Source organism: Pseudomonas sp. UME65, assembly GCF_014170225.1.
GTDB classification, from domain to species: domain Bacteria; phylum Pseudomonadota; class Gammaproteobacteria; order Pseudomonadales; family Pseudomonadaceae; genus Aquipseudomonas; species Aquipseudomonas protegens.
Window position 1 is genome coordinate 441,070 of the sequence record NZ_LZZQ01000011.1, and the last position, 24,843, is coordinate 465,912.

Annotated in this window: 16 protein-coding genes; 4 read left to right on the plus strand and 12 right to left on the minus strand. The window is 63.8% G+C overall.

All coding sequences use genetic code 11. The annotated features are described in order from the left end of the window. Positions 1-75 precede the first annotated feature (75 nt). Positions 76-4,029: a trifunctional transcriptional regulator/proline dehydrogenase/L-glutamate gamma-semialdehyde dehydrogenase gene (putA, locus tag A9971_RS13010; protein WP_183000683.1), complete on the minus strand. Its 3,954-nt coding sequence runs from the start codon at positions 4,027-4,029 to the stop codon at positions 76-78. A 51-nt stretch (positions 4,030-4,080) separates the two neighbouring features. Further along, the gene (locus A9971_RS13015; protein WP_145713717.1) at positions 4,081-4,395 is read right to left on the minus strand and encodes a hypothetical protein; all 315 of its coding nucleotides are present in this window, start codon (positions 4,393-4,395) and stop codon (positions 4,081-4,083) included. A gap of 97 nt (positions 4,396-4,492) precedes the next feature. Here A9971_RS13015 and putP point away from each other — a divergent pair, with 97 nt between their 5' ends. Continuing rightward, positions 4,493-5,977 carry a sodium/proline symporter PutP gene (gene putP / locus A9971_RS13020; protein WP_011058869.1) on the plus strand — a complete coding sequence of 495 codons (1,485 nt, stop codon included), beginning with the start codon at positions 4,493-4,495 and terminating at the stop codon, positions 5,975-5,977. A 185-nt stretch (positions 5,978-6,162) separates the two neighbouring features. Here putP and A9971_RS13025 read toward each other — a convergent pair whose 3' ends face one another. The 6 genes from A9971_RS13025 to A9971_RS13050 all read right to left on the minus strand — a co-directional run bounded on the left by A9971_RS13025 (position 6,163) and on the right by A9971_RS13050 (position 13,285). Then, the gene (locus A9971_RS13025) at positions 6,163-6,657 is read right to left on the minus strand and encodes a DUF2165 family protein (protein WP_123431206.1); all 495 of its coding nucleotides are present in this window, start codon (positions 6,655-6,657) and stop codon (positions 6,163-6,165) included. Positions 6,658-6,765: 108 nt separating this feature from the next. After that, positions 6,766-8,037: an O-acetylhomoserine aminocarboxypropyltransferase/cysteine synthase family protein gene (locus A9971_RS13030; protein WP_041115388.1), complete on the minus strand. Its 1,272-nt coding sequence runs from the start codon at positions 8,035-8,037 to the stop codon at positions 6,766-6,768. 249 nt (positions 8,038-8,286) lie between these two features. Beyond that, a complete protein-coding gene (locus A9971_RS13035) occupies positions 8,287-9,711 on the minus strand; it encodes a glycerol kinase (protein WP_183000684.1) in 1,425 nt (474 codons plus the stop codon). Between the two features lie 2 nt (positions 9,712-9,713). Continuing rightward, entirely contained in the window at positions 9,714-10,970 is a 1,257-nt protein-coding gene (locus A9971_RS13040; RefSeq protein ID WP_183000685.1) for an NAD(P)/FAD-dependent oxidoreductase, read from the minus strand. Further along, positions 10,957-12,363 carry an NAD(P)/FAD-dependent oxidoreductase gene (locus tag A9971_RS13045; RefSeq protein WP_015633904.1) on the minus strand — a complete coding sequence of 469 codons (1,407 nt, stop codon included), beginning with the start codon at positions 12,361-12,363 and terminating at the stop codon, positions 10,957-10,959. Before A9971_RS13045 ends, A9971_RS13040 begins: the two co-directional genes overlap by 14 nt. Before the next feature lie 157 nt (positions 12,364-12,520). Then, on the minus strand, positions 12,521-13,285 hold the full coding sequence (locus tag A9971_RS13050) for a DeoR/GlpR family DNA-binding transcription regulator (RefSeq protein WP_011058875.1): 765 nt from the start codon (positions 13,283-13,285) through the stop codon (positions 12,521-12,523). Positions 13,286-13,667: 382 nt separating this feature from the next. Between A9971_RS13050 and eutH the strand changes: the two genes are divergently transcribed. The 3 genes from eutH (at position 13,668) to A9971_RS13065 (ending at position 16,236) form a co-directional block, all read left to right on the plus strand. Then, positions 13,668-14,903 (plus strand): ethanolamine utilization protein EutH, encoded by a 1,236-nt coding sequence (gene eutH, locus A9971_RS13055; protein WP_011058876.1) that lies wholly within the window; start codon positions 13,668-13,670, stop codon positions 14,901-14,903. Between the two features lie 36 nt (positions 14,904-14,939). Then, positions 14,940-15,296, plus strand: coding sequence for a DUF1937 family protein (locus tag A9971_RS13060; protein WP_011058877.1), 357 nt, complete (start codon positions 14,940-14,942; stop codon positions 15,294-15,296). A 103-nt stretch (positions 15,297-15,399) separates the two neighbouring features. Next, positions 15,400-16,236 carry a 23S rRNA (adenine(2030)-N(6))-methyltransferase RlmJ gene (locus A9971_RS13065; protein ID WP_011058878.1) on the plus strand — a complete coding sequence of 279 codons (837 nt, stop codon included), beginning with the start codon at positions 15,400-15,402 and terminating at the stop codon, positions 16,234-16,236. 62 nt (positions 16,237-16,298) lie between these two features. Here the strand turns inward: A9971_RS13065 and msrA are convergent, their stop codons facing one another. The 4 genes from msrA to aceE form a co-directional block, all read right to left on the minus strand. Next, positions 16,299-16,949 carry a peptide-methionine (S)-S-oxide reductase MsrA gene (gene msrA, locus A9971_RS13070; protein ID WP_041115396.1) on the minus strand — a complete coding sequence of 217 codons (651 nt, stop codon included), beginning with the start codon at positions 16,947-16,949 and terminating at the stop codon, positions 16,299-16,301. A gap of 73 nt (positions 16,950-17,022) precedes the next feature. Beyond that, positions 17,023-19,716 carry a GGDEF and EAL domain-containing protein gene (locus A9971_RS13075; RefSeq protein ID WP_011058880.1) on the minus strand — a complete coding sequence of 898 codons (2,694 nt, stop codon included), beginning with the start codon at positions 19,714-19,716 and terminating at the stop codon, positions 17,023-17,025. 311 nt (positions 19,717-20,027) lie between these two features. Continuing rightward, positions 20,028-21,977, minus strand: a complete 1,950-nt coding sequence (gene aceF / locus A9971_RS13080; RefSeq protein WP_183000686.1) for a dihydrolipoyllysine-residue acetyltransferase — start codon at positions 21,975-21,977, stop codon at positions 20,028-20,030. Between the two features lie 11 nt (positions 21,978-21,988). Further along, complete coding sequence (aceE, locus tag A9971_RS13085) at positions 21,989-24,634, minus strand: pyruvate dehydrogenase (acetyl-transferring), homodimeric type (RefSeq protein WP_011058882.1); 2,646 nt, start codon at positions 24,632-24,634, stop codon at positions 21,989-21,991. Positions 24,635-24,843: the final 209 nt, after the last annotated feature.

Below are 24,843 nucleotides of genomic sequence, written 5' to 3' on the forward strand. Positions count from 1 at the left end.
GCTACAGGAAATGGCGTCGGGCAAAAAAAAGAGCGCCGCTGAGGGCGCTCTTTTCCATGGTGCCGACTATCGGCTTCAGCCGATGGTCATCAGGCTGGCGTTGCCGCCGGCCGCTGCGGTGTTGACGCTCAGGGCGCGCTCGATCACCAGGCGCTCCAGGGCAATCGCGGTCTCGCCCTGGGACAGACCCTGGACGCCGACGATGGCACCGGTACGCTGGGCCACCTGCTGGCATACGCTGCGCAGCTGGTCGGAATCACCGTGGTGCAGGACGGCGTCGAATACCACTTCGTCCTTGCTCCAGTCGGCCACGCGCTGGATGCGTGCCTGGACTTCCTTCGGCAAGCGGGCGAACAGCGCCTTGCTGATCTCGCTTTCCGGCCACACCGCCGAGCCACCGACGGCCAGCACGGCTGCCAGTTGGGTCAGCAGGTCACCCTCGACCTCCGCCAGGCACAGGACGTGCTCGCGGGGCAGGATGGCGTAGCTGTTGCGCTCGCCGGTAGGGCCGGTCAACTGCCGGGTGATGCCGCTCTGGGACTGGCCGGCGAACTGTTTGCACAGGATCGCCAGTTCCGCCAGCTTGCTGCTCTCGGCCCAGGCTTGCAGGGCGTTCAACGGCTTGCTGAGGACTTCGCGCAGGCGCAGGTCCGGGGCGTTCTCGGCGTCGCCACGGGCAAAGGACTGCTCGATGGCATCCACCGGGCGGGTCGACAGCAGGCGGTACAGGTACAGGGGGCCGCCGGCTTTCGGGCCGGTGCCCGACAGGCCTTCGCCGCCGAACGGCTGCACGCCGACCACGGCACCGACGATGTTGCGGTTGACGTAGACGTTACCGGCGTGGACGTTGTCCACCACCTTGGCGATGGTCTCGTCGATCCGGGTGTGCACGCCCAGGGTCAGGCCGTAGCCGGAAGCGTTGATCTGGGCGATCAGCTGGTCGATTTCCTTGCGCTTGTAGCGCACCACGTGCAGCACCGGACCGAAGATCTCGCGCTGCAGCTCGTCGAAGCTTTCCAGCTCGATCAGGGTCGGCATGACAAAGGTGCCGCGCTTGCATTCTTCGCCGTCGGCGATGGCCATCTGGTACACGTTGCGACCTTTGTCGCGCATGGCCTGGATGTGCTTCTCGATGCCGGCCTTGGCTTCGGCGTCGATCACCGGGCCGATGTCCACCGACAGGCGCTCAGGGTTGCCCAGGCGGTTTTCGGCCATGGCGCCCTTGAGCATTTCGATCACGCGGTCGGCGGAATCTTCCTGCAGGCACAGCACGCGCAGGGCCGAGCAACGCTGGCCGGCACTGTCGAAGGCCGAGGACACCACGTCGATGACCACCTGTTCGGTCAGGGCCGAGGAATCGACGATCATGGCGTTCTGGCCACCGGTTTCGGCGATCAGCGGGATCGGCCGGCCCTGGTTGTCCAGGCGCCCGGCGATGTTGCGTTGCAGCAGGCGCGCAACTTCAGTGGAGCCGGTGAACATCACGCCCTTGACGCGCTCGTCACCCACCAGGCGGGCACCGACGCTTTCGCCCTGGCCCGGCAGCAGTTGCAGCACGCCTTCGGGAATCCCGGCTTCGAGCAGCAGGCGCACGGCCTGGGCCGCCACCAGCGGGGTCTGTTCGGCCGGCTTGGCCAGTACCGGGTTACCGGCGGCGAGGGCCGCGGCGACCTGGCCACTGAAGATCGCCAGCGGGAAGTTCCACGGGCTGATGCAAACCACCGGGCCCAGTGGGCGGTGGGCGTCGTTACTGAAGTCGTTGCGGGCCTGCACCGCGTAGTAGCGCAGGAAGTCCACGGCTTCACGCACTTCGGCGATGGCGTTGGCGAAGGTCTTGCCGGCTTCCCGGGCCAGCAGGCCCATCAGTGGCTGGATCTCGCCTTCCATCAGGTCGGCGGCGCGTTCCAGGATCGCCGCGCGTTCGGCCGGCGGCGTGGCCTGCCAGATCGGTGCGGCGTTGAGGGCGCACTGGATGGCGTTGTCGACGTCTTCCACCGTGGCTTCCTGGACATGGCCCACCACGTCGCGATGATCCGACGGGTTGAGTACCGGCGCCGGGGTTTCGCTGCTGGCGGCGCAACCGAGCATCGGTGCGGCTTTCCAGTTGTTGTGGGCGGTGGCCAGCAGGGCGCAGGACAGCGACGCCAGGCGGTGTTCGTTGGCCATGTCGATGCCGGCGGAGTTGGCCCGCTCGGCGCCATACAGGTCACGCGGCAATGGAATGCGCGGGTGCGGCAGGCCGAAGCCGCCTTCCAGGGTGGCCATCTGTTCGATCTGGGTCACCGGATCGGCCACCAGTTCCTGGATCGAGATCGACTGGTCGGCGATACGGTTGACGAACGAGGTGTTGGCGCCGTTTTCCAGCAGCCGGCGTACCAGGTAGGCCAGCAGGGTTTCGTGGGTGCCCACCGGTGCATAGACGCGGCATGGACGGTTCAGCTTGCCCTCGGCAACCTTGCCCACCACTTGCTCGTACAGCGGTTCGCCCATGCCGTGCAGGCACTGGAACTCGTACTGGCCGGGGTAATAGTTCTGACCGGCAATGTGGTAGATCGCCGACAGGGTGTGGGCGTTGTGGGTGGCGAACTGCGGGTAGATGACTTCCGGCACCGACAGCAGCTTGCGTGCGCAGGCGATGTAGGAAACGTCGGTGTACACCTTACGGGTGTAGACCGGATAGCCTTCCAGGCCTTCGACCTGGGCGCGCTTGATCTCGCTGTCCCAGTAGGCGCCTTTCACCAGGCGGATCATCAGGCGGTGACGGCTGCGACGGGCCAGATCGATGACATAGTCGATCACGTACGGGCAGCGCTTCTGGTAGGCCTGGATCACGAAGCCGATACCGTTCCAGCCGGTCAGTTGCGGCTCGAAGCACAGGCGCTCCAGCAGGTCCAGGGACAGCTCCAGGCGGTCGGCTTCCTCGGCGTCGATGTTCAGGCCGATGTCGTACTGCTTGGCCAGCAGGGTCAGGGACAGCAGGCGCGGGTACAGCTCTTCCATCACGCGCTCGTACTGGGCGCGGCTGTAGCGCGGGTGCAGGGCCGAGAGCTTGATGGAGATGCCCGGGCCTTCATAGATGCCGCGACCGTGGGAGGCCTTGCCGATGGAGTGGATGGCCTGCTCGTAGGACGCGAGGTACTTCTGTGCGTCGTGCTCGGTCAGTGCGGCTTCGCCGAGCATGTCGTAGGAATAGCGGAAGCCCTTGGCTTCGAACTTGCTGGCGTTGGCCAGGGCTTCGGCGATGGTTTCGCCGGTGACGAACTGTTCGCCCATCAAGCGCATGGCCATGTCCACGCCCTTGCGGATCATCGGCTCGCCGCTCTTGCCGATGATGCGGCTCAGGGAGGAGGTCAGGCCGGCCTCGTTGTGGGTCGACACCAGCTTGCCGGTAAGCAGCAGGCCCCAGGTGGCGGCGTTGACGAACAGCGATGGGCTGTTGCCCAGGTGCGGCTGCCAGTTGCCGGTGCTGATCTTGTCGCGGATCAGCGCGTCACGGGTGCCCTTGTCGGGGATGCGCAGCAGGGCTTCGGCCAGGCACATCAGCGCCACGCCTTCCTGGGACGACAGGGAGAACTCCTGCAGCAGGCCCTGGACGATACCGGCACGGCCGCCGGCGCTCTTCTGGTTGCGCAGCTTCTCGGCGATCGAGGCGGCCAGCTTGTTCGCGGCTTCGGCGGTGGCGGCCGGCAAGCGCGCCTGCTCCAGCAGCATCGGCACCACTTCCGGTTCCGGGCGGCGGTAGGCGGCGGTGATCGAGGCGCGCAGCACCGACTGCGGGAGAATGCTTTCGGCGAACTCCAGGAAGCATTGGTGAGCGTGATCGGTCTGTACCTCGCCGGCATCCTCGCCGTCTTTGGCGGTGGCACTGCTCAGCTCGGTCAGGGTTGCACCACCCTCGAGTTTTTCCAGGTAATTGAAAATCGCCTGCTTGATCAGCCAGTGCGGCGTACGATCGATCGAGGCCGCGGCGGCCTTGAGGCGCTCGCGGGTAGGGTCGTCGAGTTTGACCCCGAGGGTGGTGGTAGCCATATTTTTATCCTCATGTTTGCCACGCACGTGTGGCATCAGCTGGCGGCAAGATTATCCGCGCACCGCAATAGGTGCAACCGGGTGCAACCCATTTTTAGCTGGAAAAAGAAGCAGCTTGTCAGGAATAAAATTCCTGCATGGAGTGGCTTGCCTCCTACTGGTGCCTTTACTTCTGAAAACGCCATTTTTTGCTCCAAAAAGGAGCAAAAGCGTCGTCAACGACCAGTTTTTTGACAAGGTGCAACTGATTCGGCGCAAATTGGTTGCACCTTGTTCGTCTTGTTGCATAGGATTCGCGGCCAAGGTGCAACCGTCCTGCAGGACTGGTTCATCGGCTGATGGCTTTCCTGGGGAAACATCAGTCATAAATGCGCGGCCCGCCTGATCGTCTCCCAAGCGTCATCGTTTGGCGGCGGGTGGCAGTGGCCGCCGCACCATAAAAACAAAGCCAGGGCGTAACTCAATGAGTGCAAGCAATCCAACCTTGATCACCTTCGTGATCTACATCGCGGCAATGGTGCTGATCGGCTTCATGGCCTATCGCTCCACCAACAACCTTTCCGACTACATTCTTGGCGGCCGCAGCCTCGGCAGCGTGGTCACCGCGCTTTCCGCCGGTGCTTCCGACATGAGTGGCTGGCTGCTGATGGGCCTGCCGGGCGCCATCTACATGTCCGGTCTTTCGGAAAGCTGGATCGCCATCGGCCTGATCGTCGGTGCCTACCTCAACTGGCTGTTCGTGGCCGGCCGCCTGCGGGTGCAGACCGAACACAACGGTGACGCGCTGACCCTGCCGGACTACTTCTCCAGCCGCTTTGAAGACAAGAGCGGCCTGCTGCGGATCATCTCTGCGGTGGTGATCCTGGTGTTCTTCACCATCTACTGCGCCTCCGGCATCGTCGCCGGTGCCCGCCTGTTCGAAAGCACTTTCGGCATGCCCTACGAGACAGCGCTGTGGGCCGGTGCGGCGGCAACCATTGCCTACACCTTCGTGGGTGGTTTCCTGGCAGTGAGCTGGACCGATACCGTCCAGGCCACGCTGATGATCTTCGCTCTGATCCTGACGCCGATCATCGTGCTGTTGGCGACCGGTGGCGTGGACACCACCTTCCTGGCCATCGAAGCCAAGGACCCGACCAATTTCGACATGCTCAAGAACACCACCTTCATCGGCGTCATCTCGCTGATGGGCTGGGGCCTGGGCTACTTCGGCCAGCCGCATATCCTGGCGCGCTTCATGGCCGCCGATTCGGTGAAGTCGATTGCCAAGGCCCGTCGCATCTCCATGACCTGGATGATCCTGTGCCTGGGCGGCACCGTGGCGGTGGGCTTCTTCGGTATCGCCTATTTCTCGGCGCACCCTGAGGTGGCCGGCCCTGTGACCGAAAACCCTGAGCGGGTGTTCATCGAACTGGCCAAGCTGCTGTTCAACCCGTGGATCGCGGGTGTGCTGCTGTCGGCCATCCTGGCGGCAGTCATGAGTACCCTGAGCTGCCAGCTGCTGGTGTGCTCCAGTGCCCTGACCGAAGACTTCTACAAAGCCTTCCTGCGCAAGCACGCTTCCCAGCTGGAACTGGTGTGGGTCGGCCGCGCCATGGTGCTGGTGGTGGCGCTGATCGCCATTGCCATGGCCGCCAACCCGGAAAACCGCGTGCTGGGCCTGGTGAGCTATGCCTGGGCCGGGTTCGGCGCGGCCTTCGGCCCCGTGGTACTGATTTCGGTGATCTGGAAAGGCATGACCCGTGACGGCGCGCTGGCCGGCATCATCGTCGGTGCCGTCACCGTGATCCTGTGGAAGCATTTCGCTCTGCTGGGCCTGTACGAAATCATCCCGGGCTTCATCTTCGCCAGCCTGGCAATCCTGCTGGTGAGCAAGATGGGCACGCCGAGCGCCGGCATGGTCCAGCGCTTCGAAGCGGCCGAGAAGGATTTCAAGCTCAACCACTGAGTGCGTAAATCCTGCCCTGATTCCCCGGGGCGCTGAAGAACGGCCCGCTGCGTCACCGCAGCGGGCCGTTTTTTTTTGCGTCCCGTAGCCGCTGCCGCAGGCTGCTAACGAGGGGCGCTAGGAGGGACCGCAAGGCCCTGCGGGCCTTTGCGCAGCCTCGCCATGGCTCGGCTGCGGCTACAGGGTCAGTGCAGCTCGGTGTCGGGCTGGTTGAGGAATATCAGTACGCCCAGGATCGCCATGTAGAACTTGAACGCCGCGTCCTGGCCGTTCCAGGCCTTGGACTGCCACATCATGAACCACTCGCCGCCGACCACCATGAAACCGAAGAACCAGACGCAGAAGCCCAGGCAGAAGCCGGCAATGGCCCAGCGCTTGGCGCGGTTGAAGTCGCTGGCGACACCGTGCCGGGCCAGCCACAGGTGCAGGGCGCCAAACACCAGCAGCGCGCCGGTCAGGGCTTCGCCGGCGATGATCAGCCAGTAACCGGCATTCCACAGCAGCGGCAAGGTCAGGGCGCGGTCGGTGGCGCTGTTGCCGGGGAAGACGCTGTCCATGCTCAGCACGTGCTGGACAAAGGCGAAGTTGGAACCGTAGTCGCTGATGTTGTTGTAGGCCACCAGCAGGGCGAAAGCCGCCACTGCCAGGGTCATGGTGATCTTGACGTAACGCACAATCATGTCGGGTTCCTTTGCGGGTGATCAAGGGTCCTGGGGGCTGGAGAGGGGAGAGGCGTGGGTGCCAACGCGCTAGGCAATGGCCCTGGCGCAGAACGCCAGGGCCGGGGATCAGGCTTGTTGCAGTGCCTGGTCCAGGTCTTCGAGCAGGTCTTCGATGGCCTCGATGCCCACCGAGAGACGGATCATCTCCGGCTTGACCCCGGCCTTGGCCTGCTCTTCTTCGTTCATCTGCCGGTGGGTGGTGGACGCCGGATGGCAAGCCAGGGACTTGGCGTCGCCGATGTTCACCAGGCGCTTGAAGATCTGCAGCGCATCGTAGAAGCGCACGCCCGCGGCATAGCCGCCCTTGAGGCCGAAGGAGAGGATCGCCGATGGCTTGCCCTGCATGTATTTGCGCGCCAGTTCATGGTGCGGGTGGTCGGGCAGGCCGGCGTAGCTGACCCAGGCCACCAGGGGATGGTTCTGGAGGAACTGCGCCACCTTGAGGGCGTTGTCGGTGTGGCGTTCCATGCGCAGGGCCAGGGTTTCCAGGCCTTGCAGCAACAGGAAGGCGTTCATCGGCGCCAATGCCGCGCCGGTGTTGCGCAGCGGCACGGTGCGGGCCCGGGCGATAAAGGCGGCGGGGCCGAACTTCTCGGTGTAGACCACGCCGTGGTAGGCCGGCTCCGGGGTGTTGAGGCTGGCGAACTTCTGCGGGTGGTCGGCCCAGGGGAAGTTGCCGCTGTCGACGATCACCCCGCCCAGGGAGTTGCCATGGCCACCGACGTACTTGGTCACCGAGTGCACCACGATGTCGGCGCCGAACTGGATCGGCTTGCACAGGATCGGCGTGGCCACGGTGTTGTCCACCATCAGTGGCACGTTACGGGCGTGGGCGGCCTGGGCCAGGCCCTCGATATCGACGATGTTGCCCGCGGGGTTGCCGATGCTCTCGCAGTACACCAGCTTGGTCTTGTCGTCGATCAGTTCGGCAATGGCCTCGGGGGAGTCGTCCCGGGCGAAGCGTACTTCAACCCCGAAGCTTGGCAGCAGGTGGGCGAACAGGGTGTAGGTGCCGCCATAGAGCTGCGGGGTGGACACGACGTTGTCGCCGGCCTGGGTCAGGGTCTGGATCGCGTAGTGGATGGCGGCACTGCCGGCGGCCACCGCCAGCCCGGCGATCCCGCCTTCCAGGGCGGCCATACGCTGTTCCAGCACATCGTTGGTGGGGTTCATGATGCGGGTGTAGATGTTGCCGGGCACATCGAGGTTGAACAGGTCAGCGCCGTGCTGGGCGTTGTCGAATTCGAAGGCGACGTTCTGGTAGATGGGCACGGCCACGGCCTTGGTGGTCGGGTCCGACTTGAATCCATGGTGTAGCGCAATCGTTGCGTCTTTCATAAATCCTCGACTAAGGGCTTGTCACCAAGCGGTAACAGACCCTGGCTAATCCATTAATGAGCACAGCCAGGCAGGTCGTGTGCCCGCGCAGCAGTCAGTGGTCCCGTGTGTCTGAGTCGCCAGCAACCGCTTGATGTGCCCGCCGCTTGGCCGCGGGCAGGCGCGTCAGTGTCCAATAGGCGCGGCGGATGGGCAAGGGTCCCGAGGTGCGGCAGGAAAGGGCCGGCCATCCATGGCCGGCGGGCTGTTTCAGTGCGGCTGGGACCAGCCCTGGGAGCGCTTGACCGCGGCGCTGAAGGTGCCACGCCAGGCGTCTGCCGTGGCCCGGTCGATACGCGGCCGGTAGTCGGTGCGGGTGTTGTCCAGCTCTGGCAACTCCAGCCCCAGGCCGCGGGCGGCAAGGGCGGCGCAGCCCAGGGCGGTGAGTTCGTCGAAGCGCTGGGTGACGATGGTGCGTTGCAGGATATCGGCCAGGAACTGGGCGAAATACGGGCTGCGGGCCAGGCCGCCGTCAATCGACAACTGGTCGGTGACGTTGAGGTGATCGTCCATCGCCGTGATCACTTCGGCGCTGCGCAGGGCCACGCCTTCCAGTACCGCCTGGCACAGGTCCTGGCGAGTGGTGGCGGCGTTCATGCCGATCCATACCGCCCCGGCACTGCGGTCCCAGTGCGGGCAGGCAAGCCCGGACAAGGCCGGGACAAACGCCAGCTCGCGGGAAATCGCCGGTGGCTGATCGAAGGCTGCCAGTTCCGAGAAATCGCTGAACAGGCCCAGGCGCCCGGCCCATTCCACTGCGGCGCTGGCGTCGTACACGCCACCGTCCATGGCATACACCGGTTTGCCGTCGGCCTGCCAGGCGACGGTGGCCAGCAGGCCTTTCTCCGGGGCGCGAATGATCTGTTCGCCTGTGACTGTCAGGGCGAAGGCGCCGGTGCCGAAGGTGATCTTGGCGTCCCCCGGCTCCCGGCAGCCGTGACCGTACAGCGAGGCTTGCTGGTCGACCACCGAGGCGCTGATGGGGGTCTGGCCGATGCGTCCGAAGTCGCCGACCGTGGCGCGGATTTCCGGCAGGGCCTGCATGGGCACGCCGAACAGCTGGCACAACTGCGGGTCCCACTGGCCGGTGGCGAGATTCATCAGCGAGGTGCGCGAGGCGGTGGTGATGTCTGTGGCGTAGACCCCGGTCAGGCGATCGAGAAAGTAGGCATCGGTGGTGCCTAGGCGCAGGCGGCCGGCACTCAGGGCGGCCTGTGCCGCCGGCAGGTTGTCGACGATCCAGGCCAGCTTGCTGGCGGAGAAGTAGGCATCCAGGGGCAGCCCGGCCCGCTCCAGGGTCAGGGCTTCGGCGCCGCTGGCGCGCAGTTCTTCGATGCGCGCGGCGCTGCGGTTGTCCTGCCAGACGATCACCGGCGACAGCGGCGCGCCACTGACGGCGTCCCAGGCCAGGCAACTTTCACCCTGGTTGGCCAGGCCGATGGCGTCGACCCGGCCGGTGGCTTCCAGGCAGCGTTGCAGGTTGGCCAGCAGCTCCAGCGGGTCGTGTTCGACCCAGCCCGGGCGCGGGTGATGCTGCTGGTGGCGCAGCGCCAGTTGGATATCGGCACGGCCTTGCATGTCCACGACCAGTACGCGGGTGCTGGTGGTGCCCTGGTCAAGTGCGGCTATTCGCATGGTCATTTCTCTTGTTGTGGGACGGCCTGGTCGATGCAGATGTCCAGTTGGTCGAAATGTTCCGGCAGGTGCAGGTCCTTGATGGGGATCAGCAGGCGCCGTTCCGGCAGTACCGAGACCGGTCGGCTCCAGAGCTCCAGGCCCTGGGCGCGGACCCGCAGGGTGCCACTGACCGCCTGGCTGACCCGCAACTGGATGTGCGCCAGGCCCGCCAGTTCGCCGCGCACCAGGCGGCCCGGCACGCCGAGCTTGATCGGGGCGGCGTACTTCAGGGTCAGGGCGTCATTGGCATCGGGTAGCTGGCCGCTCAGGGCCAGGGCCATCAGGCTGCCGATGCGCCGCCCTTCGCGGTAGGACCAGCCGGCCGTCTCGATCGGCCGCAGCAGGTTGCCGGCGGCAAAGTAGGCCGGGTCCGAACAGCGGCCGTACTGGTCGATCTTCGGCCCCCCGCTGCCATTGTCCAGTTGCAGGTGGCTCAGGCGCACCAGGCTCGACTCCGGGGTGAACTGGCCGGTGAGCAGCACGCCGTCGCAGGAAATGTCGCGAACCTGGCCATCGGCCAGGCGCACCCGGGCCGACTCCACCCGGCCACACCCATTGATCGCCAGCAGCTCGGCGCCAAAGTGCATGGGGATGCCCAGCAACCTTGGGAACACCGACAGCGGCCAGCGGGTGGTGGCTCGTTTATTGGCTTCCAGCACCGCCACCGGACGGATACCGGCGCGTCGGCAACTGAGTACGGCAGACAGGCTGACCAGTTCGGTGCCGATGATCAGGGGCCGCTCGAAAGGCTTGAGGTGCTGCACATAGAGGAAGTTCTGCAAGGCCCCGGTGTTGATCACCCCCACCGGGCGGTCGCCGGACAGCAGGCGTGCCGAGCGCGGGGTTTCCCGGGCGCCGGTGGCGATCAGCACCTTCTGTGCCTGGATCTGCCGTGGCCCGTCTGGAGTGGCCAGGCGCAACAGGCCGCCGGGTTCCAGGCTGACCACCGTGTGTCGCAGCAGCAGGATCACGCCGGCTTTCAGCGCGGCTTCGACATTGCGCCGGGAATAGGCCGGGCCGCTGAGAAGGCGCTGGTACTCGCGCATGCCGAAGGGCGGGTGGGCACAGTGCCGGGGAATGCCGCCGGCTTCGCTTTCACGTTCGATGACAATCACCGGGCCGATACCCTGGCGCCGCAGTTCGATGGCCGCGGCCAGGCCCGCCGGGCCGCTGCCGATAATGGCCGCTTCGGCCTGAAGAAGTTCAGTGCTGTTCATGGCAACGACCTGTGGCAAGAGGGACGGCCAGTTGGCTGGCGCTGAGTTCGGCGACCTGGGCCGAGCAATAGAAACCCTGGCAGCGGCCCATGCAGGCGCGGGTGCGGCGCTTGAGCCCGCCCAGGTCGCCAGGTGGCAGGGGGCTGTGCAGGGCGCTTTCTATTTCGCGCCGGGTCACCAGTTCGCAATGGCAGACGATTTCGCCATAGCCGGGGCGCTGCCAGTCGCGGGGCAAGTGCTCCGCCAGATTGGGCATCTGTGGCCAGACCGGTTCGCGCACCGGCTGGTGCTGGCGGCGCTGGCTGTACAGGCCGTAGACATGCCGGGCAATACCCAGGGCGGCGGTGAGCCCGGTGGAGCGGATGCCGCCGACGGTGATCCAGTGCCGGGCGTGGTCGGCCTGGATCCGGTACTCCTTCTTTTCGCTGGCGGGGCGCAGCCCGGCGTAGGTGGCGGTGACCGGCATCCCGGCGAGGGCGGGAATCCGCTCCACGGCGGCATCGATCAGGCTTTGCAGGGTCGGGCCGTCGAGCCCCGCATGCACGCGGTCCTCCTGTTCTTCGGCGGTGGGGCCCACCAGCAGGTTGCCGTACACCGTGCGGGTCAGGACTATGCCCTTGGTGCGCTCGTTGGGTACCGGCAGGACGATGCGCTCCAGCAGTGTGGCCGCGGCCTTGTCGAAGACCACGAACTGGCCCTTGCGCGGCATGATGCGAAATTCGCTGTGGCCCAGCAGGTTGTGTTCCAGGGTGTCGCCGAATAGCCCGGCGCAGTTGATCACCTGGGCGCTGCGCAGGGTGCCCCGGTTGGTGTGCAGGGTCCAGGCGTCGCCATCGAACTGGCCTTGCTGCACCTCGCATTGCAACTGTACGCGGGCGCCATGGGCCATGGCCTGCTGCAGGTAACCCAGGGGGGCGGACCAGGGGTCGATCAGGTGCTCGTCGGGGACCAGTACCGCGCCCACAGCGTGATTGGCCAGGTGCGGCTCCAGGGCGAGGATCTCGCTGCGTTCCAGCAGGCGTACGTTGTCTACCCCATTGGCCTGGGCCTGGGCGAGGATCCCCGGCAGCCTGGCCTGGTCCTCGGCGTTCCAGGCCACTACCAGCGCGCCACTCTTGAGCAGTGGCAGGTTCATGGCCGAGTGGATTTCCAGGTATTCCTGGTAGCCGGCCTGCATGCACTGCAGTTCCAGGCTGCCACTGGGGGCGTCGAAGCCGGTGTGCAGGATGGCGCTGTTGGCCTTGCTGGCGCCGGAGAGAATGTCGCTGCCCTTTTCCAGCAGCACCACCCGTGCGCCTTCGAGGGCGAAGCGCCGGGCCATGGCGCAACCGACGACCCCGCCACCGACGATGGCCACATCGAAAGTCACATTGTTCGGATAAAGTTCGGTCATATAAATGCCTGTTTCCTGCGGTAACACCCAAGGATCTGTGCAGGAATCAAAGCATAATGCGGGCCATGATTGTTGTTTTTATTTTCTATTCGGTCATATATCGGTCATTTGGTTGTGGTTTTTGGTGGTGGCCATCACCTGTGGCAACGGCCCTGGTTCAGGGCTGTGGCACCAGATGCACCTCCACGCCCGCTTTCTCCAGGGCCGCCAGCAGCTCCGGGCCGGGCTGGCGGTCGATCACCAGGCGGTCTATGCGCTCCAGCGGGAACACCTTGAACAGGCCGCGGCGTTCCAGCTTCGAGGAATCGGCGATCACCGTCAGCTGGCGGGCCTGGGCAATCATCGCGCGGGCCACTTCGGCTTCTTCGATGGAGAAGTCCATGGCGCCGTCTTCATTCAGCGCGCCAATGGTGATCACCGCGTGCTCGGCGTTGAAACGGGTGATCTGTTCTAGGGCCAGGGTGCCGACGTTCTGTGTCGAGTCGGGGCGATATTCACCACCGATCATGAACACCCGATTGCCCGACTCGCCAATGCAGCCGGCAATCGGCAGGGAGTTGGTGATCACCGTCAGGCGGGTGTGCTGCGCCAGTTCCCGAGCGAAGAACAGGGTGGTGGTGCCGGTATCGATGAAGATGCTGTCGCCCGCGCAGAACAGGCCGGCGGCGTAGCGGCCGATGGCGCGCTTCTCCTGGGCGTGTTCGTTCATGCGGGTCTGGAAGGTGTTTTCGTGCTCGCCGGTAGGGGGCAGGGCCGCGCCACCGTGGAACTTGGTGACCAGGCCGCTTTCCGCCAGGTCGCTGAGGTCGCGGCGGATGGTTTCCTGGGACGTGGCAGTGATGCGCGCCAGCTCTTCCACAGAAATCCGCTCCCGTTGCCGCAGGAGTTCGAGAATGTGCTGTCGTCGTTCGTTGGGGCGCATGGTGTTTTCCGTTTAGTGGTACTTCGCCACACAAATGGGCATTTTTTGTTACTTACGCACACTCCTGGTTCAGGAATGTGCTTATTCGGTCAAATTCGATGGAAAAGTTAAGCATTTACTTGCACGTTTCACAATGGCCTGCAGTCATGGGGTTGGCTCATGACCCACGGCAGGTCGAGCCAATGTTGCGAAAGTGTATTGACCGAAATATGGTTGTTTTAAAGTAAAAACCACAACTAATACACATTGTGGCACGGGATGTGCCCTGTGTTTCATCACCTGGTTCATCGTTCTCCTTGGCGATGAGTGACCAGAGCTGGCCTCGACAAGAACTTCCCCGGCGGGGGAAACCTATAAATGACGCTCAGAGAGATGAACCCACATGGCTGAATTTGGAAACTACGTCATTTACCTGATCATGCTCGGCGCCGTGATCGGCGCCCTGTCATCCATCATCAAGCCCGAGAGCGGGCTGGGTAAGGAGTTCGTCAACGGTATCCACTCCATCGGCCCGGTGTTCCTGGCCCAGGCCGGGATCATGGTGGCGATTCCCTACCTGTCCCAGGGCATTTCCCACGCCCTGGGGCCGTTCTTCAACGCCCTGGGTTCGGATGTCTCCATCGCGGCGCTGTCGATCATTGCCGTGGACATGGGCGGCTACCAGCTGGCCAACGCCCTGACCGCCAACCGTGACCTGTGGATTACCGCAATGCTGGTGGGCTACACCTCCGGGGCGACCATCGTCTACCTGATCCCGGTGGGCCTGACCATGCTCGAGCGCAAGGACCACAAGTACCTGGCCCTGGGTGCCATGGCCGGGCTGATCAGCATTCCGTTCGCGGTGCTGATGTCGCTGCTGATCATCACCGCTACCCACCTGCCGGTGCGGGACATCGTTTCCACCAACTCCGAGGCGTTGTACTACCTGTCCCTGGGCTTCGTCGACATGCTCAAGCTGCTGGCGCCGCTGTTCGTGTTCTGCTTCCTGCTGGCGGCGGGGCTGCGCTACCGGCCGCAGATGATGGTCAGGGGCTTCCTGGTGTTCGGCAAGATCATGGACGCGGCGATCAAGCTGATCCTGGCCCTGAGCATCGTCGAGCACTTCACCAAGTTCTTCAGCATCAACTTCGGCGGCTGGGGCTTCGACCCGATGTTCGCCGACGAAAAGGAGCTGTTCCGGGCGATCGAGATCGCCGGCTACATCGGCATCATGCTCGCCGGTACCTTCCCCATCTGCTACCTGTTCCAGCGCTACTGCAAGAAGCCCATGGAGCTGCTGGGACGCCATCTGAACCTGTCCAGCACCGGTGCCGCGGGGTTCATCATGGTGTTTGCCAACATCATCGCCACCTTCCACCTGTTCAAGCACATGACCGCCCGCGACAAGGTGCTGTGCGTGGCCCTGGGGGTCTGCGCCCAGGCACTGATCGGCGACCACCTGGCCTTCACTGCGAACTTCCAGCCAAGCCTGATCCTGCCGATTCTGCTCGGCAAACTGTTTGGCGGCCTGCTGGCGGTGGCGATCGCCATCCGCATCTCGGTGCCGGCTGCCCAGCGCTATGAGCTGCAAGAGCAGGAACAGGCGGCCGCCTTTGCCCTGCAACCTGCGCGGGCCTGACGGCCCGCATCACCTATCCCTGAAATCGAGGTAACGATGCGCAAGATTTTCCTGGCCTGCCCCTACAGCCATTCCGAGCCGGCCGTCATCAACGAGCGTTTTCTCCAATGCAACCAGGTCGCGGCGCAGATACTGGAAGCCGGCCATGCGGTGTTCAGCCAGGTGAGCATGTCCCACCCGATCAACCTGTGCCTGGCGGGCAAGGACAATGCCGCCATCGGCAAGCTCTGGGCGCCGGTGGATGCGCTGTACATGGCGATGATGGAGGAGCTGATCGTGCTCGACCTGCCGGGCTGGAAGGACAGCGGCGGGATCAAGCGCGAGATCGAGGTGTTCGAAACGTCCGGACGGCGGGTCAGCCTGTGGTCGCAAGTCAGCCACGAGTTTGTCTGAAACCCTGGCCGTGCCCGTCGTCGCCTGCGCCGGGTACGGCCCCGCTCTGAACTGACGACAGCCTGCGCACAGGGTAAACTTGCCCCCCTGCGCAGGAGCAACCATGAACTATCGTCACGCCTTCCACGCCGGCAATCACGCCGACGTCTTCAAACACCTGACCCTGACCCGCCTCATCGCCCTGATGTCGCGCAAGGAGCAGCCGTTCGCCTACCTCGACAGCCACGCCGGTATCGGCCTGTATGACCTCAAGGGCGACCAGGCCACGCGCACCGGCGAGTACCTGGAAGGCATCGCCCGCCTGTGGGGCGACGAGGACCTGCCGGCGCTGACCGCCGATTACATGCAGGTGCTGCACAAGATGAACCCCGATGGCGAGTTGCGTTACTACCCGGGCTCGCCGGAACTGGCTCGGCGCCTGACCCGTTCCCAGGATCGGGTGCTGCTCAACGAGAAACACCCGGAAGACGGCCTGCTGCTCAAGGACAACATGAAGGGTGACCGGCGGGTAGCGGTGCACCTGGGCGAGGGCTGGCACGTGGCCCGGGCCCTGCTGCCGGTGGCGGAAAAACGCGCGGTGATGCTCATCGACCCGCCTTTCGAGCAACTGGACGAGATGCAGCGCTGTGCGGCCTCGCTGAAGGAAGCCATTGGCCGCATGCGCCAGACCGTGGCGGCCATCTGGTACCCGGTCAAGGACCAGCGCGCCCTGCGACGTTTCTACCAGGACCTGGCCGGTACCGGTGCGCCGAAGCTGCTGCGGGTGGAGTTGCTGGTGCATCCGCTGGATACGCCCAACAGCCTCAACGGTTCGGGCCTGGCGATCGCCAACCCGCCTTGGGGCCTGGAAGAGGAGTTGCGCGAGCTGCTGCCCTGGCTGTCGAAGAAGCTGGGCCAGACCCAGGGCGGCTGGCAGATGGACTGGTTGATCGCGGAGTAAGGGGTCGCTGGCCAGCCTGCTCCTGCGGAAGGTTGCAGGAGCCGGCAGGCCGGCGCATGGACTCAGATCGGGCAGGTCACGCCGGTGCCGCCGATCCCGCAATAGCCTTCAGGGTTCTTCGCCAGGTACTGCTGGTGGTAAGCCTCGGCGAAGTACACGGTCGGCGCTTCTTCGATTTCCGTGGTGATGGTGCCCAGGCCGGCCTTGGTCAGCTCCGCCTGGAACACGTCCCTGCTGTGCAGCGCCTGCTCCAGCTGGGTCGGATTGGTGGCGTAGATCACCGAGCGGTACTGGGTGCCGATATCATTGCCCTGGCGCATGCCCTGGGTCGGGTTGTGCAGCTCCCAGAACATTGCCAGCAGTTCTTTGTAGCTGACCTTGGCCTTGTCATACACCACGAGCACCACTTCGGTGTGGCCGGTTAAGCCCGAGCAGACCTCTTCATAGGTCGGGTTCGGGGTGAAGCCGCCGGCGTAACCGACCACGGTGCTGACCACGCCCTCGCGCTGCCAGAAGCGGCGTTCGGCGCCCCAGAAACAGCCCAGGCCGAAGATCGCGAAGTCGACGTCCTGGAAGAACGGGCCAAGCAGCGGGGTGTCTTCGAAGACAAAGTGCTTTTCAGGCAGAGTCATCGGGGTTTCGCGGCCAGGCAGAGCTTGTTCTTTGGTCGGTAGCACGTTTTTGTTCACCAGAATTTCCGAGCGCAGAACCATGATCAGTCCTCTCAGTCAGGGTGGGATCGAGTAATTAATCAGACACGCAGTTTGCCCGAGTGTTACAGCGCTGTCAGGCAATCGGGCCACGAGGATAACGCTTGAGCTTGGCAATTAGCTCGGAGCCGGGAATCGGCCGGTCGAACAGGTAGCCCTGGCCCACGTCGCAGCGGTGGCGGCGCAGGAAGGCCAGTTGCTCGGCGGTCTCGATGCCTTCGGCGACCACCTTGATCTTCAGGTTGTGGGCCATGGCGATCACCGCGGAGGTGATTTCCATGTCGTCCTGGTTGTCGGGGATCTCGTGGATGAAGCTGCGATCGATCTTGATGATATCGATGGGGAATTTCTTCAGGTAACTCAGGGACGAATAGCCGGTGCCGAAGTCGTCCATGGCCAGGGTCAGGCCGAGTTTTTTCAGTTGTTCCAGCTGCTGGTGGGTGTCGTCGGTGGCTTCCAGCAGCAGGCCCTCTGTTAGCTCAAGCTCCAGCAGCGAGGAGGGCAGCTGTTCTTCCTTGAGGATGCTGGCGATGGAGGCCACCAGGTCCGGATCGGAAAACTGCTTGGGCGACAGGTTGATGGCCACGTGCAGGTTGCCCATGCCGGCGGCGGTCAGTTGCTTGCTCATGCGGCAGGCCTGGCGGGCTATCCACTTGCCGATGGGGATGATCAGGCCGGTTTCTTCCGCCACGCTGATGAACTGGTCCGGGCGGATCATGCCCTTTTCCGGGTGGTTCCAGCGCAGCAGCGCTTCCATGCCCAGCAGGCGACCGCTGCGCAGGCACAGCTTGGGCTGGTAGAACACGTCCAGTTCGTTCTGGGTCAGGGCCCGGCGCAGGTTGTTCTCGACGAACAGCTTGTAGCTGGCTTCGGCGTTGAGGGCTTCGGTGAAGACCTGCACCTGGTGCTTGCCGTTGGCCTTGGCCTTGTGCAGCGCCAGGCCGGCGTTGCGCATCAGGGTCTGCGGGTCACGGCCGTGCAGCGGCGCACTGGCCAGGCCCACGGAGCCGGTGACGCTGATCAACTGGTTGTCGACGAACATCGGCTTGTCCAGGGTCATCAGCAACTGGCTGGCGATCTGTTGCCCGGTTTCCAGGTCGGTGTTGTCCAGCAGCACGGCGAATTCGTTGCTGGCGAAGCGCGCCAGGCTACCGCTGGGGCTCAGGCTGTTGCGCAGGCGCCGGGCCAGGCTGATCAGCAGTTTGTCGCCCGTCTGGTGGCCGAGGCTGTCGTTGATCCGCTTGAAATTGTCGATGTCCACCAGCAGCAGGCTGATCGGGGTATCGCTGTCTCGGGCAAAGCGTTCATCGAGGTTGCGGATGAAGGCGGGGCGGTTGCCCAGGTTGGTCAGGTTGTCGGTGTAGGCCAGGCGCTCGATGCGCTGCTGGGCGAGCTTGGTCTGGGTGATGTCTTCATAGATGCCGATGTAGTGGGTCAGCTCGCGGTTGTCGCCATACACCTTGGAGATCGACAGCTGGCCCCAATAAGGCTCCAGGTTCTTGCGCCGGCTCTTGAACTCGCCCTGCCAGCTGTTGCTCTTGGCCAGGCTGGACGGAGCGTCGAACAGCAGCTCGCTGAGGTTTTCCAGGGCCGGCAGTTCGGACAGGCGGTGGCCATGGACCTCTTCGGTGCTGTATTGGGTGATCGCCGTGAAGCTGGGGTTGACGTACTCCACCACGCCGTCGCAATTGACCAGCAGGAAGGCGTTGGCGCTCTGTTCCACGGCGCGCTGGAACAAGTGCAGGGCGCTGGTGGCGGCCCGCCGGTTGTGATTGTTGATGACCTGGGCGAACTGGTCTGCCAGTTCGCCGGCGAAGGCGATCTCGTCGGACTGCCAGGCCCGGGTCATGCCGGTCTGTTCCAGGCACAGCACCCCGACCACCTGGCCGTCGATGCGGATGCTGGCGTCGAGCATGGCGTTGACGTCCCGCGGGCGCAGGCTTTCGGCCATCTCCCGGGTTCGCGGGTCGCGCATGGCGTTCTGCGCGTCGATGGCGCGGCAGCTGTGCAGGGCTTCCAGGTAGTCGGGAAAGCTGCTGGCGTCGATGGACTCCGGCATGCGGTATTCCTGGGGGCCGCGGTGATAGGCGGCAATCGGCACCAGTTGCTGGTCTTCCAGGTTCCAGATGCTGGCGCAGTCGATCTGGTAGATGTCGCAGGCGCTGCGGGTAATCAGTTCGGCAGCTTCCTTCAACGAATTGCCGGTGCTGTAGCGCTGGCGGGTCAGGAGCAGGATCAAATCCTGCTGCGCACGCACCCGTTCCAGGTGCTGCAATTGCTCCTGCTGGGCCCGCTGGTTGAGTTCCAGGGCGATCTGCAGGCGGGTGTTCTGGGTTTCCAGATCCAGTGCCGGCAGCGCCGAAGCATCGCTGAACAGCCCTTCGACCACCAACAGGTAGCCGCGCAGCAGGTGCCGGTTGTGCTGTTTGTAGGCTTCGCCCAGCTCGAGGATGCTCAAGGGCCCCTGGGCGGTGTGCAGGGTATAGCGGATCAGGTAATGGGAGCTGTTGCTCAGTTGCTGCTGGATGGTGTCGTGCAACTGATAGCGGGCTTCGGGCTCCATCAGGCTGGCATAGGGCGAGCCGACCAGGGCGCAGAGTTCGACGGCGGGGAGGCCGAACTGGCGTTCGCAATTGGGATCGAGAAACAGCAGCGCCCAGCTCGCTTCATTCAGCCGTTCGAAACGCAACATGCCGAGCCGCGAGGGCACAGGCAACTGCGTCACTACCTCGGCCGCCATACGGCTGGCGGCATCGGGTTGGCTTTTCATGGGGAAACTCGCTTCGAAATTGCTGATCGCGCCGGGCTCACGCCCTCTTTACTGTTGCCTGCGGCAAGGTTGCATCATGGCGCATCGACTGACAAGTAAGATGAAGGCTAAGTGCTATAAACCTGTATCGGCAGGCAGAAGGATTTCTGCAAAGTAACTTTTTCGCTGTTTAACGTCGTGCACTGACGGGCAATTGGCGACGTTTTTCTGGCAAAAAAAGCCCCGCCAAATTGACGGGGTTGAGGTACGAGCGTGGCGCTCGGAAAGCGTGCGTTACCGGCCCGCCCATGACAGGAGGGCCGGTACGCGGGTTACAGCAGAATGGTGCGGATGTCCGCCAGCAGGTCGCTCAGGCGCTTGGTGAAGCGTGCGGCGGCCGCGCCGTTGATCACACGGTGATCGTAGGACAGGGACAGTGGCAGCATCAGTTTCGGCTGGAAGGCCTTGCCGTCCCAGACTGGCTGGATGGTGGCCTTGGAAACACCGAGGATCGCCACTTCCGGCGCGTTGACGATCGGCGTGAAACCGGTGCCGCCAATGTGCCCGAGGCTGGAGATGGTGAAGCAGGCGCCTTGCATCTCGTCCGCGGAGAGCTTCTTGGTGCGGGCTTTTTCTGCCAGGGAAGCTGCCTCGGCCGCCAGTTGCAGCAGGCTCTTCTGGTCGACGTTCTTGATCACCGGTACCAGCAGGCCATCCGGAGTGTCCACGGCGAAGCCGATGTTCACGTACTTCTTGCGGATGATCGCCTTGCCGCTTGGCGCCAGGGAGCTGTTGAAGTCCGGCAGTTCCTTGAGCAGGTGGGCACAGGACTTGAGCAGCAGCGGCAGGATGGTCAGCTTGACGCCGGCCTTCTCGGCCACGGCCTTCTGTGCAACGCGGAAAGCTTCCAGCTCGGTGATGTCGGCCGAGTCGAATTGAGTCACGTGTGGCACGTTCAGCCAGCTGCGGTGCAGGTTGGCGGCGCCGGCCTGCATCAGGCGGGTCATCGGCACTTCTTCGATTTCACCGAAGCGGCTGAAGTCCACGACCGGAATCGGCGGGATGCCCGCGCCACCGGTTGCGCCGCCAGCAGCTGGCGCTTCCTTGGCCTTCTGCATCATGGCCTTGACGTAGACCTGCACGTCTTCTTTCAGGATGCGACCGTGCGGGCCGCTGGCGCCGACAGCGCTCAGCTCGACGCCGAATTCACGGGCCAGTTGACGCACAGCCGGGCCAGCATGAACTTTCGCGCCTGGCTTGGCAGGTGCGGCGGCCGGGGCGGCAGCAGGTGCAGCGGCAGCCGGGGCAGCAGCGGCGGCTGGAGCCGGAGCGCTTGGCGCCGCAGCCGGAGCCGGGGCAGCAGCAGGCGCTGCGCCTTTGACTTTCAGCTTGAGGATCAGATCGCCGGTGCCGACTTCGTCGTCCAGTTTGATGGAAACGCTTTCCACCACGCCAGCGGCAGGCGATGGAATTTCCATGCTCGCCTTGTCGGATTCCAGGGTAATCAGCGACTGGTCGGCTTCAACGCTGTCGCCAGCCTTGACCAGCACTTCGATGATCTTGGCCTTGCCGGCCGAACCGATGTCCGGAACGTGGATGTCCTGAACACTGTCAGCCACTGGAGCAGCCGGGGCTGCTGCAGGAGCAGGCGCAGCGGCAGTGGCCGGAGCAGCAGCCTGGGCCGGAGCGGCAGCAGGAGCCGCAGCACCCGCCACTTCCAGGTCCAGGATCAGGTCGCCGGTGCCGACTTCGTCGTTGAGCTTGACGCTGATGGCCTTGACCACGCCAGCGGCAGGCGACGGGATTTCCATGCTTGCCTTGTCGGATTCCAGGGTGATCAGCGATTGATCAGCCTCGACCTTGTCGCCGACCTTGACCTGGATCTCGATGATCTGGGCCTTGCCCGACGAACCGATGTCCGGCACGTGCACTTGCTGAACCGAAGCGGCAGCAGGGGCTGCGGCTGGGGCTGGCGCTGCGGCAGGAGCAGCCGCCGGTTTGGCTTCAGCTTTTGCCGCAGGAGCAGCCGCCGGGGTCGCAGCAGCGGCGCCCTCGACTTCCAGCTCGAGCAGTTCGTCGCCTTCTTTCAGACGGTCGCCCAGCTTCACCTTGAGGCTCTTGATGACGCCGGCTTTCGGGGCCGGCACTTCCATGCTGGCCTTGTCCGATTCCAGGGTCAGGATGCTCTGGTCGGCTTCGATACGGTCGCCGACCTTCACAAACAGTTCGATTACTTCACCTTCACCGCTGCCGATGTCAGGTACGCGAATGAGTTCGCTCACAGAAAGTCTCCTCAGCAGTCCAGTGGGTTGCGTTTTTCCGGGTTGATACCGAACTTGGTGATGGCTTCAGCCACGACCTTAGGTTCGATGTCACCACGGTCAGCCAAGGCTTCCAGGGCTGCCAACACCACGAAATGACGGTCTACTTCGAAGAAGTGACGCAGTTTCTTGCGGCTGTCGCTGCGGCCGAAACCGTCGGTGCCCAGGACTTTGAACTCCTTGGATGGGACCCACTGGCGGATCTGTTCGGCGAACAGCTTCATGTAGTCGGTGGAGGCGATGACCGGACCCTTGCGGCCGTTCAGGCACTCTTCGACATAGCTCAGCTTCGGCTTCTGGCCAGGGTGCAGGCGGTTGCTGCGTTCCACGGCCAGGCCGTCGCGGCGCAGTTCGTTGAAGCTGGTCACGCTCCAGACGTCGGCAGCGACGTTGAACTCGTCACGCAGGATCTTCGCGGCTTCGCGAACTTCGCGCAGGATGGTGCCGGAGCCCATCAGTTGCACGTGGTGCGCGGCCTCGCGGGTGTCTTCTTCCAGCAGGTACATGCCCTTGATGATGCCTTCCTCGACACCGGCCGGCATGGCTGGCTGCTGGTAGGACTCGTTCATCACGGTGATGTAGTAGAAGACGTCCTGTTGCTCTTCGGTCATCTTCTTCATGCCGTCCTGGATGATCACCGCCAGCTCGTAGCCGTAGGTCGGATCAAAGGTGCGGCAGTTCGGGATGGTCCCGGCCAGCATGTGGCTGTGACCGTCTTCGTGCTGCAGGCCTTCCCCGTTGAGGGTGGTGCGCCCGGCAGTACCGCCGATCAGGAAGCCGCGGGTACGGCTGTCGCCGGCAGCCCAGGCCAGGTCGCCGATACGCTGGAAGCCGAACATCGAATAGAAGATGTAGAACGGCAGCATTGGCTGGTTGTGGCTGGAGTACGAAGTACCGGCAGCGATGAAGGAGCTCATGGCGCCCGCTTCGTTGATGCCTTCTTCGAGGATCTGGCCCTTCTTGTCTTCGCGGTAGAACATCACCTGGTCTTTATCGACTGGCTCGTAGAGCTGGCCGACGGAGGAGTAGATGCCCAACTGGCGGAACATGCCTTCCATACCGAAGGTACGGGCTTCGTCCGGGATGATCGGCACGATGCGCTGGCCGATTTCCTTGTCCTTGACCAGCTGCGCGAGGATCCGCACGAAGGCCATGGTGGTGGAGATTTCACGGTCGCCCGAGCCGTCGAGGATGGCCTTGAGGGTATCCAGTGGCGGAGTCGGGACGCTGAAGCTCTTGGCGCGACGCTGCGGCACGAAACCGCCCAGTGCGGCACGACGCTCGCTCAGGTAGCGGGCTTCGGCGCTGCCTTCTTCTGGCTTGAAGAACGGCAGGTTCTCGATGTCGTCGTCTTTCACCGGAATGTCGAAACGGTCGCGGAACAGCTTCAGGCTGTCGACGTCGACTTTCTTGGTGTTGTGCGCGGTGTTCTTCGCTTCGCCGGCGCCGGTGCCATAACCCTTGATGGTCTTGGCCAGGATGACGGTCGGCTGCTCTTTGTGGTTGACCGCCTCGTGGTAGGCCGCATAGACCTTGTACGGGTCGTGGCCGCCACGGTTGAGTTTCCAGATCTCGTCGTCGGACAGATCGGCAACCATCGCCTTGAGTTCAGGGGTATTGAAGAAGTGCTCACGGACGAACGCACCGTCCTTGGCCTTGTAGTTCTGGTACTCGCCGTCGATGACTTCGTCCATGCGGCGCTGCAGGATGCCGTCGACGTCCTTGGCCAGCAGTGGGTCCCAGAAACGGCCCCAGACCACCTTGTTGACGTTCCACTGGGCGCCACGGAACACGCCTTCGAGTTCCTGGATGATCTTGCCGTTGCCGCGAACCGGGCCGTCGAGGCGCTGCAGGTTGCAGTTGATGACGAAGATCAGGTTGTCCAGCTTCTCGCGGCCGGCCAGGGAGATCGCGCCCAGGGATTCCGGCTCGTCGCACTCGCCGTCGCCCATGAAGCACCAGACTTTCTGTTTGCCGGCAGGGATGAAGCCACGGGCTTCCAGGTACTTCATGAAGCGCGCCTGGTAGATCGCCTGGATCGGGCCCAGACCCATGGAAACGGTCGGGAACTGCCAGAAATCAGGCATCAGCCAAGGGTGCGGGTAGGACGACAGGCCATTGCCATCGACTTCCTGGCGGAAGTTGTTCATCTGGTCTTCGGTGATGCGGCCTTCCATGAACGCACGGGCGTAGACGCCAGGCGATGCGTGACCCTGGAAGTAGATCAGGTCGCCGCCGTGTTCGTCGGTCGGGGCCTGGAAGAAGTAGTTGAAGCCGATGTCATACAAGGTGGCGCTGGAGGCGAAGCTGGAGATGTGACCGCCCAGGTCAGAATCTTTCAGGTTCGTACGCATGACCATGGCCAACGCGTTCCAACGTACCAGCGAGCGAATGCGGCGTTCCATGAACAGGTCGCCAGGCATGCGTGCTTCGTGGGTGACGGGAATCGTGTTGCGGTACGGCGTGGTGATGGCGTAGGGCAGTTGCGAGCCGCTGCGGGTCGCGAGTTCGCCCATACGGGTCATCAGATAGTGAGCACGGTCTTCGCCTTCTTTGTCGAGAACCGATTCCAGGGCGTCCAGCCATTCCTGGGTTTCGACGGGATCGAGGTCTTGCATGGCTTGCTCCAGGGCGGAAAGGCTTCCAGAATCGGTTGCCTGAGTTTGCGACTGGCCTTTTGGGCAGACGATTATAAATTCTTGGATTGCCGGAGGTTGATCCAGCGGCGTGTAGTTTTACTACAAATCGTCGGCCATTTCAGCCTTTCGAATGTATATACGAGTAGTAAAACTACAGAAGAGCGGCTTGTGGCCTCCTGCTGCGTTGT

Bases quoted from the DNA above. Each gene is read 5' to 3' on its own strand.
- putA (WP_183000683.1), bottom strand. From the start codon at position 4,029: ATGGCTACCACCACCCTCGGGGTCAAACTCGACGACCCTACCCGCGAG.
- A9971_RS13015 (WP_145713717.1), bottom strand. From the start codon at position 4,395: ATGACTGATGTTTCCCCAGGAAAGCCATCAGCCGATGAACCAGTCCTG.
- putP (WP_011058869.1), top strand. From the start codon at position 4,493: ATGAGTGCAAGCAATCCAACCTTGATCACCTTCGTGATCTACATCGCG.
- A9971_RS13025 (WP_123431206.1), bottom strand. From the start codon at position 6,657: ATGATTGTGCGTTACGTCAAGATCACCATGACCCTGGCAGTGGCGGCT.
- A9971_RS13030 (WP_041115388.1), bottom strand. From the start codon at position 8,037: ATGAAAGACGCAACGATTGCGCTACACCATGGATTCAAGTCGGACCCG.
- A9971_RS13035 (WP_183000684.1), bottom strand. From the start codon at position 9,711: ATGCGAATAGCCGCACTTGACCAGGGCACCACCAGCACCCGCGTACTG.
- A9971_RS13040 (WP_183000685.1), bottom strand. From the start codon at position 10,970: ATGAACAGCACTGAACTTCTTCAGGCCGAAGCGGCCATTATCGGCAGC.
- A9971_RS13045 (WP_015633904.1), bottom strand. From the start codon at position 12,363: ATGACCGAACTTTATCCGAACAATGTGACTTTCGATGTGGCCATCGTC.
- A9971_RS13050 (WP_011058875.1), bottom strand. From the start codon at position 13,285: ATGCGCCCCAACGAACGACGACAGCACATTCTCGAACTCCTGCGGCAA.
- eutH (WP_011058876.1), top strand. From the start codon at position 13,668: ATGGCTGAATTTGGAAACTACGTCATTTACCTGATCATGCTCGGCGCC.
- A9971_RS13060 (WP_011058877.1), top strand. From the start codon at position 14,940: ATGCGCAAGATTTTCCTGGCCTGCCCCTACAGCCATTCCGAGCCGGCC.
- A9971_RS13065 (WP_011058878.1), top strand. From the start codon at position 15,400: ATGAACTATCGTCACGCCTTCCACGCCGGCAATCACGCCGACGTCTTC.
- msrA (WP_041115396.1), bottom strand. From the start codon at position 16,949: ATGGTTCTGCGCTCGGAAATTCTGGTGAACAAAAACGTGCTACCGACC.
- A9971_RS13075 (WP_011058880.1), bottom strand. From the start codon at position 19,716: ATGAAAAGCCAACCCGATGCCGCCAGCCGTATGGCGGCCGAGGTAGTG.
- aceE (WP_011058882.1), bottom strand. From the start codon at position 24,634: ATGCAAGACCTCGATCCCGTCGAAACCCAGGAATGGCTGGACGCCCTG.